Source organism: Pseudomonas sp. GW821-FHT09E12 (genome assembly GCF_059416085.1).
Map to the genome: position 1 here is coordinate 1 of NZ_JBWKOM010000003.1, position 14,157 is coordinate 14,157.

A 14,157-nucleotide genomic window follows, 5' to 3' on the forward strand; every position below is an offset into this window, starting at 1 on the left:
TGAAGACGAAACGAACCGAAAGTTCGAGAAAACACACAAACTATCGCATACCCAATTTGCTGAAGCGTCGAAAGACGCGTCGGCACACTGAATTTCTTGACGACCATAGAGCATTGGAACCACCTGATCCCATCCCGAACTCAGCAGTGAAACGATGCATCGCCGATGGTAGTGTGGGGTTTCCCCATGTGAGAGTAGGTCATCGTCAAGATTAAATTCCGAAACCCCAATTGCGAAAGCAATTGGGGTTTTGTTTTTGTGCGACAAAAAATGCCTCATTCCTCGCAACACTCACGTTGGTCCTCTCAGCTGTCACCGCTGCGTGACAGTGCTAAGGTTCGGCCCTAGCTTTTGCATTTTCCAAGGAAGCCCTTATGCCGGACGCCACGTCCCTCAGCGCTGGTTTTATGGTGGTTCACGGTAACCGCCTGGACGAGTTGCGCAGCCTGGTGGTCAGCTGGATGCGGCGTTACCCCTTGGCGCCGCTGGAGAATGAGATCGCCCTGGTCCAGAGCAATGGCATTGCCCAATGGCTGAAGCTGGCCCTGGCTGAGGACTCCGAGGATGACGGCATGGGCGGCTGTGGCATCGCTGCTGCCATCGATGTGCAGCTCCCCGGCAGTTTCATGTGGCAGCTTTATCGCATGGTGCTGGGACGCGATGAGATCCCGCCCAAATCCCTGCTGGATAAAGCACCGCTGACCTGGCGCCTGATGCGGCTTTTGCCCGAACTGATCGATCAGCCGCATTTCGAGCCCCTACGCCGTTTCCTTACTCACGACACGGATCTGCGCAAGCGCTATCAATTGGCCGAGCGCCTGGCTGACCTGTTCGACCAATATCAGGTCTATCGCGCCGATTGGCTGGAAGACTGGGCCGCAGGCAGGCATCAACTACGCAGTGCTCGAGGCGAAGCCAAGGCCCTGACCCCCGCCAACTGCTGGCAGGCCGAACTGTGGCGGGCGTTGTTGCTGGATGTGGGAGAGGCGGGCATGGCGCAAAGTCGCGCCGGCGTTCATCAACGTTTCATCGAACGAATCCTCAACCTGGAAACGGCGCCACAAGGGTTGCCCTCACGAGTGATCGTTTTCGGGATTTCCTCCCTGCCGGCGCAAGCCCTGGAAGCCCTGGCCGGACTGGCCCGCTTCAGCCAGGTCCTGCTGTGTGTACACAACCCTTGTCGTCACCATTGGGCGGATATCGTCGCCGACAAGGACCTGCTGCGCCATCAATACAAACGTCAGGCGCGCAAGACGGGAATGCCCGCGGTGCTCGATCCGCAGACCCTGCATCAACATGCCCACCCGCTGCTTGCCGCCTGGGGTAAGCAGGGCCGTGACTACATCAACCTGCTCGACAGCTACGACGATCCCAACAGCTATCGCTCGGCCTTTCGCGACGGCCGTATCGACCTGTTCAGCGAGAGTCAGCCGCAGACCCTGCTGAATCAGCTGCAGGACGATATCCTCGAATTGCGCCCGCTGGAGGAGACCCGACAGTTGTGGCCGGCGGTCGATCTGCAACAGGACAAGTCGATCCGTTTTCACATTGCCCACAGTGCCCAACGCGAAGTGGAAATTCTCCATGACCAGCTGCTTGCGCGCTTCAGTGAGGACCCCGAATTACGTCCGCGGGATGTGATCGTGATGGTCCCGGATATCGATAGTTACGCACCGCATATTCGCGCGGTCTTCGGCCAGTTGGAGCGTGACGATCGGCGTTTCATTCCATTCACCCTGACAGACCAGGGGCAACGTGGCCGCGACCCACTGCTGATTGCCGTGGAGCATCTGCTCAAGCTGCCGGACAGCCGGTTCCCCGTCAGCGAAATCCTCGATCTGCTGGATGTTCCGGCATTACGCGCACGTTTTGGCGTTGATGAGGCCGATCTGCCGACCTTGCATCGCTGGATCGAAGGCGCCGGCATCCGCTGGGGCATGAACGCCGAACAACGGGCCGACCTGGGATTGCCGGAGGAACTGGAGCAGAACAGCTGGCGTTTCGGCCTGCGCCGCATGTTGCTGGGTTACGCCGTGGGACGTTCCGATGCCTGCGAGGGGATCGAGCCTTACGACGAGATTGGTGGCCTGGATGCGGCACTGATCGGGCCGCTGGTGGCTCTGCTCGATGCCCTGGAGATGGCGTATCAGAACCTCACTTTACCGGCTTCGCCGCCACAGTGGGGCGAACGCCTGCAAGCACTTACGCAGCAATTCTTCCTGGCCAGTACCGAGCATGATGACTACCTGCTGAGCCAACTCGAAGACTTGCGCGAAACCTGGCTGGAAACCTGCGAATCGGTTGGCCTGCATGATGAGCTGCCGCTGACCGTGGTCCGCGAAGCCTGGCTGGCTGGCCTGGACCAGGGCCGCTTGTCCCAGCGTTTCCTGGCCGGTGCGGTGAACTTCTGCACGCTGATGCCGATGCGCGCGATTCCCTTCAAGCTGGTATGCCTGCTGGGGATGAACGACGGCGACTACCCGCGGGCGCAGCCGCCGCTGGATTTCGACCTGATGGGCAGCGACTACCGGCCCGGCGACCGCTCGCGGCGCGAAGACGACCGTTACCTGCTGCTGGAGGCGCTGCTTTCGGCGCGGGATCAGCTGTACGTCAGTTGGGTCGGTCGCAGCATTCGCGACAACAGCGAACGCCCGGCCTCGGTGCTGATCGGCCAGTTGCGCGATCACCTGGCCAGTGGCTGGAATCTGGCGAATGACCAGGACGATCTGCTCGACGCCATGACCCAGGAGCATCCACTGCAACCTTTCAGTGCCCGCTATTTCCATGAAGGCCATGGGCTGTTCAGCTATGCCCGTGAGTGGCAGCTGTTGCACCAGACCCAAGCGGCTCCTCAAGCGCTTGAACCTCTGGCGCCCTATGCCCAGGAGGAGCCGTTGAGCCTGGGGCAGTTGCAGGACTTCCTGCGTAACCCGGTACGGCATTTCTTCAGTCAGCGCCTCAAGGTGTTCTTCGAGGCGGCCGACGCGCCATTGGCCGACGAGGAACCCTTTGTACTCGACGCGCTGCAACGCTACAGCCTGAGCGACAGCCTGCTGGAGGCGGCGTTGAACTGCGCCGATGATTCGGACCAGGCCCTGCAGGCCCAGGCACAGCGGCTACAGGCCAGCGGCTTGTTGCCCATGGCCGGTTTTGGCGAGAGCCTGCAACGAGAGCTGATCGAGCCCTTGCCAGATCTGTTGATGCGCTATCGGCAATTGCTGGAGTTATGGCCAACGCCGGTCACCAGCGCCTTGCCGATTACCCTTGAACTCAAGGAAGTGAAACTCGAAGGCTGGCTGAGCGGTCTGCACCAACGTAGCGACGGCGGGTTGCTGTCGGTCACCACCATCCCCAATAGCATCGGCTCGCCCAAGACCCGCAAATGGCACCGCCTGACCCGGCCCTGGGTCAATCATCTGGTGGCCTGTGCCAGCGGCTATACCTTGACCACCGCGCTGGTGGCCAGCGACGACACCTTGTTGCTGCCGCCTTTGGACCGCGAATCGGCGCTGCAAAGCCTGGGCGATCTGTTGTTGGCCTGGCAGGCGGGCATGTGCCAGCCGTTGCCGGTAGCCGTGAAAACCGCCTTTGCCTGGCTGGGCCAGAGCGATCCGGGCAAGGCCGAAGCGGCGGCGCGCAAAGCTTATGAAGGCGACGGCCAGACCAGCGATGGCGAACGTCGGGAAAGCCCGGCCCTGGCGCGCCAGTACCCGGACTACAACGCGTTGATCGCCGACGAAACCTTCAGCGGCTGGGTTGATGCGTTGTATCGCCCACTCTTACAGGCGCCCTGGCGCTCCGCGGCCAATGGGGAGGCTGACACATGACCCGGCAAGCACCTTTGGCCCTGGCGTTCCCGCTACGAGGCAGCCAACTGATCGAAGCCAGCGCCGGTACGGGCAAGACCTTTACCATTTCGGCGCTTTACCTGCGCCTGGTGCTGGGGCACGGCGGCGAGCCGGCCGGGTTCGGTCGCGAGTTGTTGCCGCCGCAGATTCTGGTGGTGACCTTCACCGACGCGGCGACCAAGGAACTGCGTGAGCGGATCCGCACCCGCCTGGCTGAAGCCGCACGCTTCTTCCGCGATGAAACCGCCGCGCCCGACGCGCTGATCGCCGAGTTGCGCGATCAGTTCGCCGCCGAACAATGGCCGGGCTGTGCCAGCCGCCTGGACATCGCCGCGCAATGGATGGACGAGGCCGCGGTCTCGACTATCCACAGTTGGTGCCAGCGCATGCTGCGCGAGCATGCGTTCGACAGTGGCAGCCTGTTTACCCAGACCCTGGAAACCGACCACAGCGATCTGCTGGGCGAAGTGCTGCGCGACTACTGGCGGCTGTTTTGCTACCCGATGCAGGGCGATGCGCTGAACTGGGTACGGGCCAACTGGGGTGGGCCCGCGGCTTTGCTACCCAGGGTGTGCGCGCTGTTTGGCAGCGAGCGAGAAGTGGACGCGGAGCAGACGCCGGCGCAGTTGATCGAAGCCTGTTTGCTGGAGCGTCGCGCGGCGTTGGTGCAGCTCAAGGCGCCTTGGCGGCAATGGGCTGAGCAACTGCGGGAGATCTGCTTGCAAGGCGTCGCCAGCAAGGCCGTCGATGGCCGCAAGATGCAGGCGCGCTACTTCGAGCCCTGGTTCGAAAAGATCACCGCCTGGGCCGAAGACGAGTCCATAGAACAACTGGATATCGGTACCGGCTTCAGCCGCCTGACCCCCGAAGGCATGGCCGAGGCCTGGAAAGGCGATGCGCCGGATCATCCCGCGCTGGACGCCATGGCCGGGCTCAAGGTCGCGCTCGATGCCCTGCCGAGCCCCGACGCTGCGGTGTTGCAACACGCCGCGCGTTGGGTCGGCGCGCGCTTCGAGGAGGAGAAGCGCCGCCGTGCCGAGATGGGCTTCGACGACATGCTGCTGCGCCTCGACGTCGCGTTGCAGGCCGAGGGTGGCGAGCGTCTGGCGACGCTGATTCGCGAGCAGTTCCCGGTGGCCCTGATCGACGAATTCCAGGACACCGACCCGGTGCAGTACCGGATCTTCGAAAGCATCTACCGCATCGAGGACAACAACCCCGAGACCGGGCTGTTCCTGATCGGCGACCCCAAGCAGGCGATCTACGCTTTCCGTGGGGCGGACATTTACACCTACCTGCGCGCTCGCCAGGCCACCAGCGGCCGCTTGCATACCCTGGGCACCAACTTCCGCTCCAGCCACGCCATGGTCAAGGCGGTGAACCATGTATTCGAGCGTGCCGAGTCCCGTGAACAGGGACGCGGCGCGTTCCTGTTCCGGGAAAAGAGCGGAGAGAACCCGGTGCCGTTCCTGTCGGTGGCCTCCCAGGGGCGCAAGGAGCAGCTACACAGAGAAGGGCAGGTGGTGCCGGCGCTGAATGTCTGGCACCTGTCCACGGAGCAAGCCATTTCCGGTGCGCTGTATCGGCAGCAACTGGCGGCGGCCTGCGCCAGCGAAATTGTCGCCTTGCTCAACGGCGGACAGCAGGCCAGCACCGGCTTCGCCCGCGACGGCCAGCCCTTCAAGGGGCTGCTGCCGGCGGACATCGCCATCCTGGTGCGCGATGGCAAGGAGGCCCAGGCCGTGCGCGGCGAACTGGCCGCGCGCGGGGTGCGCAGCGTGTACCTGTCGGACAAGGACTCGGTGTTCGCCGCTCAGGAGGCCCACGACCTGCTGGCCTGGCTCAAGGCCTGTGCCGAGCCGGATATCGAGCGTCCACTACGCGCCGCGCTGGCCTCCATCACCCTGAACCTGCCGCTGGTTGAGCTGGAGCGCCTGAACCAGGACGAGTTGGCCTGGGAGAGCCGGGTCATGCAGTTCCGCGGTTATCGCCTGATCTGGCGTACCCAGGGTGTGCTGCCGATGTTGCGACGCCTGCTGCATGACTTCCAGTTGCCCCAGGCCCTGATCGCCCGCAGCGATGGCGAACGGGTCCTGACCAACCTGTTGCACCTGTCCGAACTGTTGCAGCAGGCGGCCGCCGAGCTGGACGGCGAACAAGCGTTGATCCGCCATCTGGCCGAGCACCTGGCCTTGTCCGGGCAGGCTGGCGAAGAGCAGATCCTGCGCCTGGAAAGCGACGAACAACTGGTCAAGGTGGTGACCATCCACAAATCCAAGGGCCTGGAGTACCCGCTGGTGTTCCTGCCGTTCATCTGTTCGGCCAAGCCGGTGGATGGCAGTCGTCTGCCGCTGCACTACCACGACGAGTCGGGCAAGGCCCAGGTGACGCTGCGGCCGACCCCGGAGCTGATTGCCCAGGCCGACGACGAACGCCTGGCCGAAGACCTGCGCCTGCTCTACGTGGCGCTGACCCGCGCGCAGCATGCCTGCTGGCTGGGTGCCGCCGACCTCAAGCGCGGCAACCACAACAGCTCGGTGCTGCACCTCTCGGCCCTGGGCTACCTGTTGGGCGGCGGTGCGTTGTTGAACGAGTCCAGTGGCCTGGCGCGCTGGCTGCAAGACCTGCAACAAGGCTGCGAGGCCATGAGTGTCAGCGAAATGCCCGGCGCCTCCGACAGCCGCTTCCATCCGCCGCGCAACGACGCCACCCTGCTGGCGCCCCTGGCTCCCAAGCGGCGCGCCGCGGAGAACTGGTGGATCGCGTCCTATAGTGCTCTGCGCATCAGCGACAGCCTGGGGGCCGGCAATACCGAGGCGCCGGAAAGCCCGCAGGCGCAGAAACTCTTCGACGATGAACGCCTCGACCCCGATGCTCCGCGTGAAGTCGTGGCCAGCGGCGCGGACATCCATCGCTTCCCCCGTGGGCCGAACCCGGGGACCTTCCTCCACGGCCTGCTGGAGTGGGCCGGTGACGAGGGGTTCGCCGCCGACCCCGTCGCCATCGAGGACGCCATCGCTCGGCGCTGTAATCGCCGCGGTTGGCAAGGCTGGATCAAGACCCTGAGCGACTGGTTGCGGCATCTGTTGCAACTGCCTTTGCCAGCCGGGGCGGGGCGACCGCCGGTGGTGCTCGCGCAGTTGAGCCAATACCGGGTCGAGATGGAGTTCTGGTTCGCCAGCCACAAGGTCGATGTGCTCAAGCTCGACGAACTGGTGCGCCAGTACACCCATCAAGGCGTACCCCGGGTGACTGCCGAACCGGTACTGCTCAATGGCATGTTCAAGGGCTTCATCGACCTGACCTTCGAGCATCAAGGGCGCTATTACGTGGCCGACTACAAATCCAACTGGCTGGGCGTGGATGACGCCGCCTATACCGAACAGGCCATGGAACAATCGATTCTCGACAACCGTTACGACCTGCAATACGTGCTGTACCTGCTGGCCCTGCATCGCCAGTTGCGGGCGCGCCTGGTGGACTACGATTACGACCGGCACATGGGCGGTGCCCTGTACCTGTTCTTGCGCGGCACGGGCTCGGCCAGCCGCGGCGTGTTTTTCACCCGGCCACCCCGTGAGCTGATCGAGCGCCTGGACCGCTTGTTCCAGGGCAAACCCGAGCAGCCCAGGGCCGAGCCGGTGTGGGAACAGGGAGTATTGCTGTGATCGAGGATCTGCTCACGCCGCTGGAACCCCAGCCCGACCTGGCGCCCCTGGTTCGGGCCGGCGATTTGCTGCTGTTGCTCGATCGTTGGGTCGAGCGCGGATGGTTGCGCGCCCTGGACAAGGCTTTCGTAGGCTTCCTCCATGAACTGGAGCCACAAGGCGATCCACTGGTGCTGATGGCCGCGGCGTTGACCAGCCATCAACTGGGCCACGGGCATGTTTGCCTGGACCTGTTCGAAACCCTCAAGGAGCCGGACTTCGCCCTGTCCCTGCCGCCGGAAGGCGACCTGCAAAGCACGGCGGCGGTACTGCCGTCGCAGGTGCTGGCGACGCTGGACGGCGCACACTGGTGCAAGGCCCTGGCGGCCAGTCGCCTGGTGGCGTTGGCGGCCGACCAGAGCGAGCAGGCCCGCCAGCGGCCGCTGGTGTTGTCGGGCAAGCGCCTGTATCTGCGCCGTTACTGGGCCTATGAGCGGCGCATCGACAATGCCTTGCGCCAGCGCCTGGCGGTGCAGGAGGAAACTCCCGCGGATTTGGCCGAGCGCCTCGGCGGTCTGTTCGGTGCGGCCAAGGCAGCGGGGCCGGTGGACTGGCAGAAGCTTGCCTGTGCGCTGGCCACCCGAGGCGCCTTCAGCATCATTACCGGCGGGCCGGGAACCGGTAAGACCACCACCGTGGTGCGCCTGCTGGCCTTGCTCCAGGCCCCGGCTGTCGAAGCCGGAAAGCCTTTGCGCATCCGCCTCGCCGCGCCTACGGGCAAGGCGGCGGCGCGCCTGACCGAATCCATCAGCCTGCAAGTGCGCTCCCTGTCGGTCGACGACAGTGTGCGCGAGAAGATCCCCAGCGACGTGACCACGGTGCACCGCCTGCTGGGCAATCGTCCGGGAACCCGGCACTTTCGCCATCACGCCGGCAACCGCTTGCCCCTGGATGTGCTGGTGGTCGACGAAGCCTCGATGATCGACCTGGAGATGATGGCCAATCTGCTCGATGCGCTGCCGGTGCACGCGCGCCTGGTGTTACTCGGGGACAAGGATCAACTGGCCTCGGTGGAAGCCGGTGCGGTGCTTGGCGACCTGTGCCGCGATGCTGAGGCCGGCTGGTACAGCCCGCAGACCCGCAGCTGGCTCGAGGCCGTCAGCGGCGAACAACTGGCGGACAGCGGACTGCAGGAAGACAACGCCGGCACTCACCCGCTGGCCCAGCAGGTGGTGATGCTGCGCCACTCCCGGCGCTTCGGCGAAGGCAGCGGTATCGGCCAGCTGGCGCGCTGGGTCAACCAGCAGCAGGCCGAGGAAGCGCGCCGGCTGCTGGCTGCCCGCAGCCACGCCGACCTGTATGGCCTGAGCCTCAAGGGCGAGCAGGACCGCGCCCTGGAGCGCTTGCTGCTGGAAGGCCACGGCGACGGGCCGCAGGGTTACCGGCATTACCTGAGCCTGTTGCGCGGCCAGCGCCCGCCTGCCGATACAGCGCTGGAAGATCCGCGCTGGACCGCCTGGGCCCGCGATGTGCTGCTGGCCTTCGACCAGTTCCAGTTGCTCTGCGCGGTGCGCAAGGGGCCTTGGGGTGTCGAGGGGTTGAACCAGCGGATCACCGCTGCCCTGTTCAAGGCGCGGCTGATCGAAAGCGATCAGCAGTGGTACGAAGGTCGTCCGGTGCTGATGACCCGCAACGATTACGGCCTGGGCCTGATGAACGGCGATATCGGCATTGCCCTGAAACTGCCCGAGCACGAAGGCACGCAAGACGGACGCCTGGTGCTGCGGGTGGCCTTCCCGCGCAACGACGGCCAGGGAGGCGTGCGTTTCGTGCTGCCGAGCCGGCTCAACGATGTGGAAACCGTGTACGCCATGACCGTGCACAAATCCCAGGGCTCGGAGTTCGCCCACACCGCGCTGATCCTGCCCGAGGCGTTGAACCCGGTGCTGACCAAGGAGCTGATCTACACCGGTATCACCCGGGCCAAGGACTGGTTCAGCCTGATCGAGCCGCGGGCCGGGGTGTTCGAAGAGGCGGTGCGGCGCAAGGTCAAGCGCCTGAGCGGGTTGATGCTCGACCTGGGTTGAACGCCGGGTCACTGGCGTTCGGCACTCGATCAGAGCGCCGCGGCCAGCGCCGTTGCGCTTGGCTGCTCCAGCCCCATGAAGCGTCTGACCCGTTCCCCCGCCGCTTCTTCGCGGATCGCTTGCGGGCTGGCGTCCAGCTGGATATTGCCGCCCTCCATGAAGATCACCCGATCGGAAATCGACAGGGCGAAGTCCATCTCGTGGGTGACGATCAACATGGTCATGCCCTCTCGGGCCAGGTCGCGGATCACATTCAACACATCGCCCACCAGCTCGGGATCGAGGGCCGAGGTCGGCTCGTCGAAAAGCATGATCTGCGGCTCCATCGCCAGGGCCCGGGCAATCGCCACGCGCTGCTGCTGGCCGCCGGACAACTGGTGCGGGTACTTGTGGGCGTGGGCCAGCAGGCCGACCTTGTCCAGCAAGGCGTAGGCCTGCTGCTCGCTCAAGGCTTTGTTGCTGCCGTGGTAATGCGGCGCCAGGCAGATGTTGTCGAGGATGCTGCGATGGGGGAACAGGTTGAAGTTCTGGAAGACCATGCCGATGTGCCGCACCCCCTCGCGCACCTGCGGGCTGTTGAGGTTGTCGCCGGCGCTGATGAAGCTGTTGCCGAACAGCACGATCTCGCCCTGGTCGATGCGCTCCAGGCCGTTGATGGTGCGGATCAGCGAGGTCTTGCCCGAGCCGGACGGACCGATGATGGAAATCACCTGGCCACTGGCGACGTTCAGGTCGACGCCCTTGAGCACCTGATGATCGCCGTAGCGCTTGTGGATGTTTTGCAGTTGCAGGGCCGGGGCGCTGCCGGCTACCGGTCGTGGGCGAGGGCGGCTGTGCTGCGGTTGTGCCTGTTGCCGGAGCCGCTCGGTGCCGGCGTCATCCAGGGTTTGTGGGGTGCGCAGGTTCAGGTCCAGGTGGCGTTCCAGGCGCTGCAGCAGCCAGGCGAACAGGGTGACGATCAGCACGTAGTACACCGCCACCGCGGCCAGGGTCTCCATCACCAGGAAGTTCTGCGCATACAGGCGCTGGCCGACGGTGAGCAGTTCGGTCAGGGAGATCACCGAGATCAGCGAAGTCAGCTTGACCACGGTGATGTACTCGTTGATCAGGGTCGGCAGGGAAATGCGGAAGGCCTGGGGGATGACGATCAGCCGCTGCAGACCGATCAGGCCGATGCCCAGCGCGCGGCCGGCTTCCTTCTGCCCCTTGGCCACCGAGATCAGCCCGCCGCGATGGATTTCCGCCATGTACGCCGCTTCGGTCACCACCAGGGCGAGCAGCCCCGAGTAGAAGGGGTTGGACAGCACCGAACCGGTGGTCGGAAATAGCTGGGGCAGGTTGTAGACGAAGACCACCAGCACCAGCAGCGGAATGCTGCGAAAGAACCAGATGTACAGCGCTGCCGGGGTTCTGATCCAGGCGGCCGTGGAGAGTTTGGCCGAGGCCAGGAAAAAGCCCAGCAGCATGCCGATGAACCAGGCCAGGGCGCTGAGCTGGACCACGGTGACGCAGGCGTGCCAGAAGCTGGGCAGGGAAAACAGGGAGATGAAGTAGAACCAGTCGAATTGCATAAACACCTCGGGCGGCTTCGGATCGCAGGCATCAGGACGGGCGCTGCGCGCTCGATCGGGGGCCGGTCACGGGCGCATCCCTGCGCCGCAGTGGCTTGTCAGTCAGTCACCGGTTCCAGGTTGTATTTGCCGAGGATCGCGGCGTACTCGCCGTTCTTGCGGCTCTCGGCGAAGGCTTCCTGCAGCGCCTTGTAGGTGGCGTCGTTGCCTTTCTTGACGAAGATGCCGAGGGTTTGCTGATAGATCAGGTGCTGGCTGGTGACCACCACCCGACCCTGGGTGCGTTCGGCGATCATCTTCGCCGCGCCGGCGATTTCCACCTGGGCCTGGATGTTCTTCGACAGCAGGGCCTGGGTCACCTCAGGTGCCGAGGGGTATTCGCTGACACTGATCGCGCCCTTGTTGTTCGGCACGCAGTAGTCGCTGGAGAGCTTCTGCAACTGGCTGACCCAGGTGGTGCCCTGTTCCAGCCCGACCTTCAGGCCGCACAGGTCTTCAGGGGTTTGCGGGTTCAGGCCGCTGTCCTTGGACGTCATGATCGCCGCGCCGGTTTTCGCATAGGCGATGGTCATGGCTTGGGTCTGCCGTTCCGGAGTGATGTACATGCCGGAAATGATCGCGTCGTAGCGACCGGCGTTGAGGCCGAGGATCAGGCTGGGGAACTTGGTGTCGACGAACTCGGCCTTGGCGTTCAGGTGCCTGGCCAGGGCGTGGGCCAGTTCCGGGTCGGAGCCGACCACGTTCTTCTCGCTGTCATAGGACTCGAACGGTGGGTAGGTGATTTCCATGCCGATCTTCAGCTGGCCGGGTGTCGCGGTCGAGGCCAGGCCGGCGGTGGCGCACAACAGGCCGGCGGTGAGTAGGGTCAGGCGAGCAACGTTGTTTTTGTTAAGCATCGTGGGTCTCTCCAGGGGATGGAAGCAAAGGGCAAAAGGGTGGTCAGGACGCTTGCGACTGGTGTTTCAGGTGGCCGAAGCTCGAAGGCTTGCGGGCTTTTTCCGGCAGGCGGATCTCGCCGTTCTCCACGCGCGTGCGCAGGTACTGGTAGGTCTGCAGGGCCTGGCCATACATGTGCTCGCCGATGGTGATCTGCTCGTAGTCGTCCGAGGCCTTGGCGAACTGCGGCAAAGGCTTGATCTGGGTATGGAAGTCGCAGGCGTAGAACAGCGGGAACGAGTAGCGCTCCTCGCTGACGCTGCGTACCCGGTGGGCGGTGGCGACAAAGGCGCCGGCGGTCATCACCTCCAGCATGTCGCCGATGTTCACCACAAAGGCGTCGGCCAGCGGCGGGGCATCGATCCACTGGCCCAGGTTGTTCATCACTTCCAGGCCCGGCTTGTCGGCCAGCAGGATGGTGAAGCACTCGTAGTCGGTGTGGGCGCCGATGCCTGGCGCATCCTGGGCCGCGTCGTCGAACGGGTAGTGGATCAGGCGCAGCTTGGAAGGCGGGCGGGTGACCAGGGCGTCGAAATAGTTTTCCTCCAGGCCCAGGGCCAGGGCGAACCCGCCGAACAGGCGCCTGCCGAGGGCAAAGACAGCCGCGTAATAGGCTTGCACCGCCTCCTTGAAGCCGGGCAGTTCTGGCCACTCGTTCGGCCCCAGCAGCGGCGTGTTGGCCAGGACCAGGGGATCGTTGGCCGCGACTTCGAAGCCGATGTCGAAGGCTTCCTTGTGATCCGGCTTGCCCTTGGAATACACCTCCTCGCCCTCGGGGACGAAACCCTTGTGGCTTTTCGAGGTGCCGATGTAGTGCTGCATCTTGCTGTCCAGGGGCTGGGCGAAATAGTCCCTGGCGGCCTGGCGCAGGCCGGCGATCAACTGCGGGTCGATGCCATGGCTGGTGATGTAGAGAAAGCCCACTTCGCTGGCGGCCGTTCCCAGCTGCTCGGCGACGGCCAGCCGGTGCTCCAGCTCGATGCTGAACAGGCCGGCGATGTCCACCACCGGAATGTGCTTGAAGTTGGCCTTGGCCGGGGGGTTATCGATTTTATCGGGCATGACGCAAGAACCTCACGGACGGGTTGAGTGGGTGAAGCGGTCGAAGTGTTCGCGCTCGGCCCTGGCCATCCACTGGTTCAGCGACCAGAGGTCGGCCACCGGCACGTTGGTGAAGGGCAGGTGATGCAGGTAGCCGTCGGCGCCGAACTCCGGGGTCAGGGTGCTGACCTGGTAGCCACGGGCCTTTTGCGAATGCCAGATGGCTTCCCAGTGCTGCTGGTGGAACGCCAGTTCACGGGCATATTCCGGGGCGGCGGGGTGTGGGACTTGCGGCCCCTGGTCATAGCCGACCCGGGCCTGGATATGGTGAACGCGCTGGACGAAGGCGCTCAGGTCATCGAAGGGGTCATCCAGCAGGCGTTCGCAGGTGACGACCCAGTGGCTGATATCGCTGGTGAACCGCAGGTCGGGCAATTGCCGGATCAGCTCCAGGGTGACCCAGGGATTGAACAGCGAACGGGCGCGGTGGGTCTCGAAGCTGCAGAACTGGCCATGCTTGCGCGCCAGCTCCATGGCCTGGCCGAAGAACTCCACTTGCTGGGCCAGGGGCCAGCGGTCGTTGCCGGCCAGCAGATTGACGAAGCGCGGCGCCAGTTCGGCGGCCCAGGCGAGCTTGCGCTCCAGGTCCAGCAGGTGTTCCTGGAACGCGGCCGACTGTTTTGGCAGGACGTCGTAGGCGGTGAAAACCGTGCAGATGTAGGCGAGGCGATTGTCCCGCAGGAAAGTGCCGAATTCGCCGCGTTCGCGGGCTTGCAAAGGCAGGCGGGCTTCCATACCGTCGAAGCCGGCGGCCAGCAGCTCGTCGCGGGCCTGGGCCGGGCTGGCGGTATAGCCCCAGAGTGTGCGGAATATTTCCAGTTGCATCGGCTAACCTCAAAGATGTCTTGGGCTACTCATGGCACCGCAAAGGCACTGGGCCGAAGCGGCGATATTGGGCAGTAGCAAAAGACATTCCTTGAGCCGGGTCTCTGCGGATCCGGTCTCACCGAGGGCGGTCTGGGCGGCT

7 protein-coding genes and 1 rRNA gene are annotated in these 14,157 nt (G+C 64.4%); 4 read left to right on the forward strand and 4 right to left on the reverse strand.

Annotation, left to right across the window (positions count from 1 at the left end):
• Positions 1-95 precede the first annotated feature (95 nt).
• The 4 genes from rrf to recD all read left to right on the forward strand — a co-directional run bounded on the left by rrf (position 96) and on the right by recD (position 9,582).
• Positions 96-211 (forward strand): 5S ribosomal RNA (rrf, locus tag AC07PQ_RS08550).
• A gap of 163 nt (positions 212-374) precedes the next feature.
• A complete protein-coding gene (gene recC / locus AC07PQ_RS08555; RefSeq protein ID WP_493185333.1) occupies positions 375-3,827 on the forward strand; it encodes an exodeoxyribonuclease V subunit gamma in 3,453 nt (1,150 codons plus the stop codon).
• Positions 3,824-7,516 carry an exodeoxyribonuclease V subunit beta gene (gene recB, locus AC07PQ_RS08560; RefSeq protein ID WP_493185334.1) on the forward strand — a complete coding sequence of 1,231 codons (3,693 nt, stop codon included), beginning with the start codon at positions 3,824-3,826 and terminating at the stop codon, positions 7,514-7,516. Before recC ends, recB begins: the two co-directional genes overlap by 4 nt.
• Positions 7,513-9,582: an exodeoxyribonuclease V subunit alpha gene (gene recD / locus AC07PQ_RS08565; RefSeq protein WP_007922147.1), complete on the forward strand. Its 2,070-nt coding sequence runs from the start codon at positions 7,513-7,515 to the stop codon at positions 9,580-9,582. The genes recB and recD overlap by 4 nt, the downstream gene beginning before the upstream one ends.
• A 29-nt stretch (positions 9,583-9,611) precedes the next feature.
• Here recD and AC07PQ_RS08570 read toward each other — a convergent pair whose 3' ends face one another.
• The 4 genes from AC07PQ_RS08570 to AC07PQ_RS08585 all read right to left on the reverse strand — a co-directional run bounded on the left by AC07PQ_RS08570 (position 9,612) and on the right by AC07PQ_RS08585 (position 14,015).
• On the reverse strand, positions 9,612-11,153 hold the full coding sequence (locus tag AC07PQ_RS08570; RefSeq protein WP_493185335.1) for an amino acid ABC transporter permease/ATP-binding protein: 1,542 nt from the start codon (positions 11,151-11,153) through the stop codon (positions 9,612-9,614).
• Positions 11,154-11,251: 98 nt separating this feature from the next.
• A complete protein-coding gene (locus tag AC07PQ_RS08575; protein WP_007922149.1) occupies positions 11,252-12,049 on the reverse strand; it encodes an ABC transporter substrate-binding protein in 798 nt (265 codons plus the stop codon).
• Between the two features lie 43 nt (positions 12,050-12,092).
• On the reverse strand, positions 12,093-13,151 hold the full coding sequence (locus AC07PQ_RS08580) for an isopenicillin N synthase family dioxygenase (RefSeq protein WP_493185336.1): 1,059 nt from the start codon (positions 13,149-13,151) through the stop codon (positions 12,093-12,095).
• 12 nt (positions 13,152-13,163) lie between these two features.
• The gene (locus AC07PQ_RS08585; RefSeq protein WP_493185337.1) at positions 13,164-14,015 is read right to left on the reverse strand and encodes a sugar phosphate isomerase/epimerase family protein; all 852 of its coding nucleotides are present in this window, start codon (positions 14,013-14,015) and stop codon (positions 13,164-13,166) included.
• Positions 14,016-14,157: the final 142 nt, after the last annotated feature.

What these genes read in the sequence shown, in the direction of transcription:
- recC (WP_493185333.1), top strand. Translation starts at nt 375, where the DNA reads ATGCCGGACGCCACGTCCCTCAGCGCTGGTTTTATGGTGGTTCACGGT.
- recB (WP_493185334.1), top strand. Translation starts at nt 3,824, where the DNA reads ATGACCCGGCAAGCACCTTTGGCCCTGGCGTTCCCGCTACGAGGCAGC.
- AC07PQ_RS08570 (WP_493185335.1), bottom strand. Translation starts at nt 11,153, where the DNA reads ATGCAATTCGACTGGTTCTACTTCATCTCCCTGTTTTCCCTGCCCAGC.
- AC07PQ_RS08575 (WP_007922149.1), bottom strand. Translation starts at nt 12,049, where the DNA reads ATGCTTAACAAAAACAACGTTGCTCGCCTGACCCTACTCACCGCCGGC.
- AC07PQ_RS08580 (WP_493185336.1), bottom strand. Translation starts at nt 13,151, where the DNA reads ATGCCCGATAAAATCGATAACCCCCCGGCCAAGGCCAACTTCAAGCAC.
- AC07PQ_RS08585 (WP_493185337.1), bottom strand. Translation starts at nt 14,015, where the DNA reads ATGCAACTGGAAATATTCCGCACACTCTGGGGCTATACCGCCAGCCCG.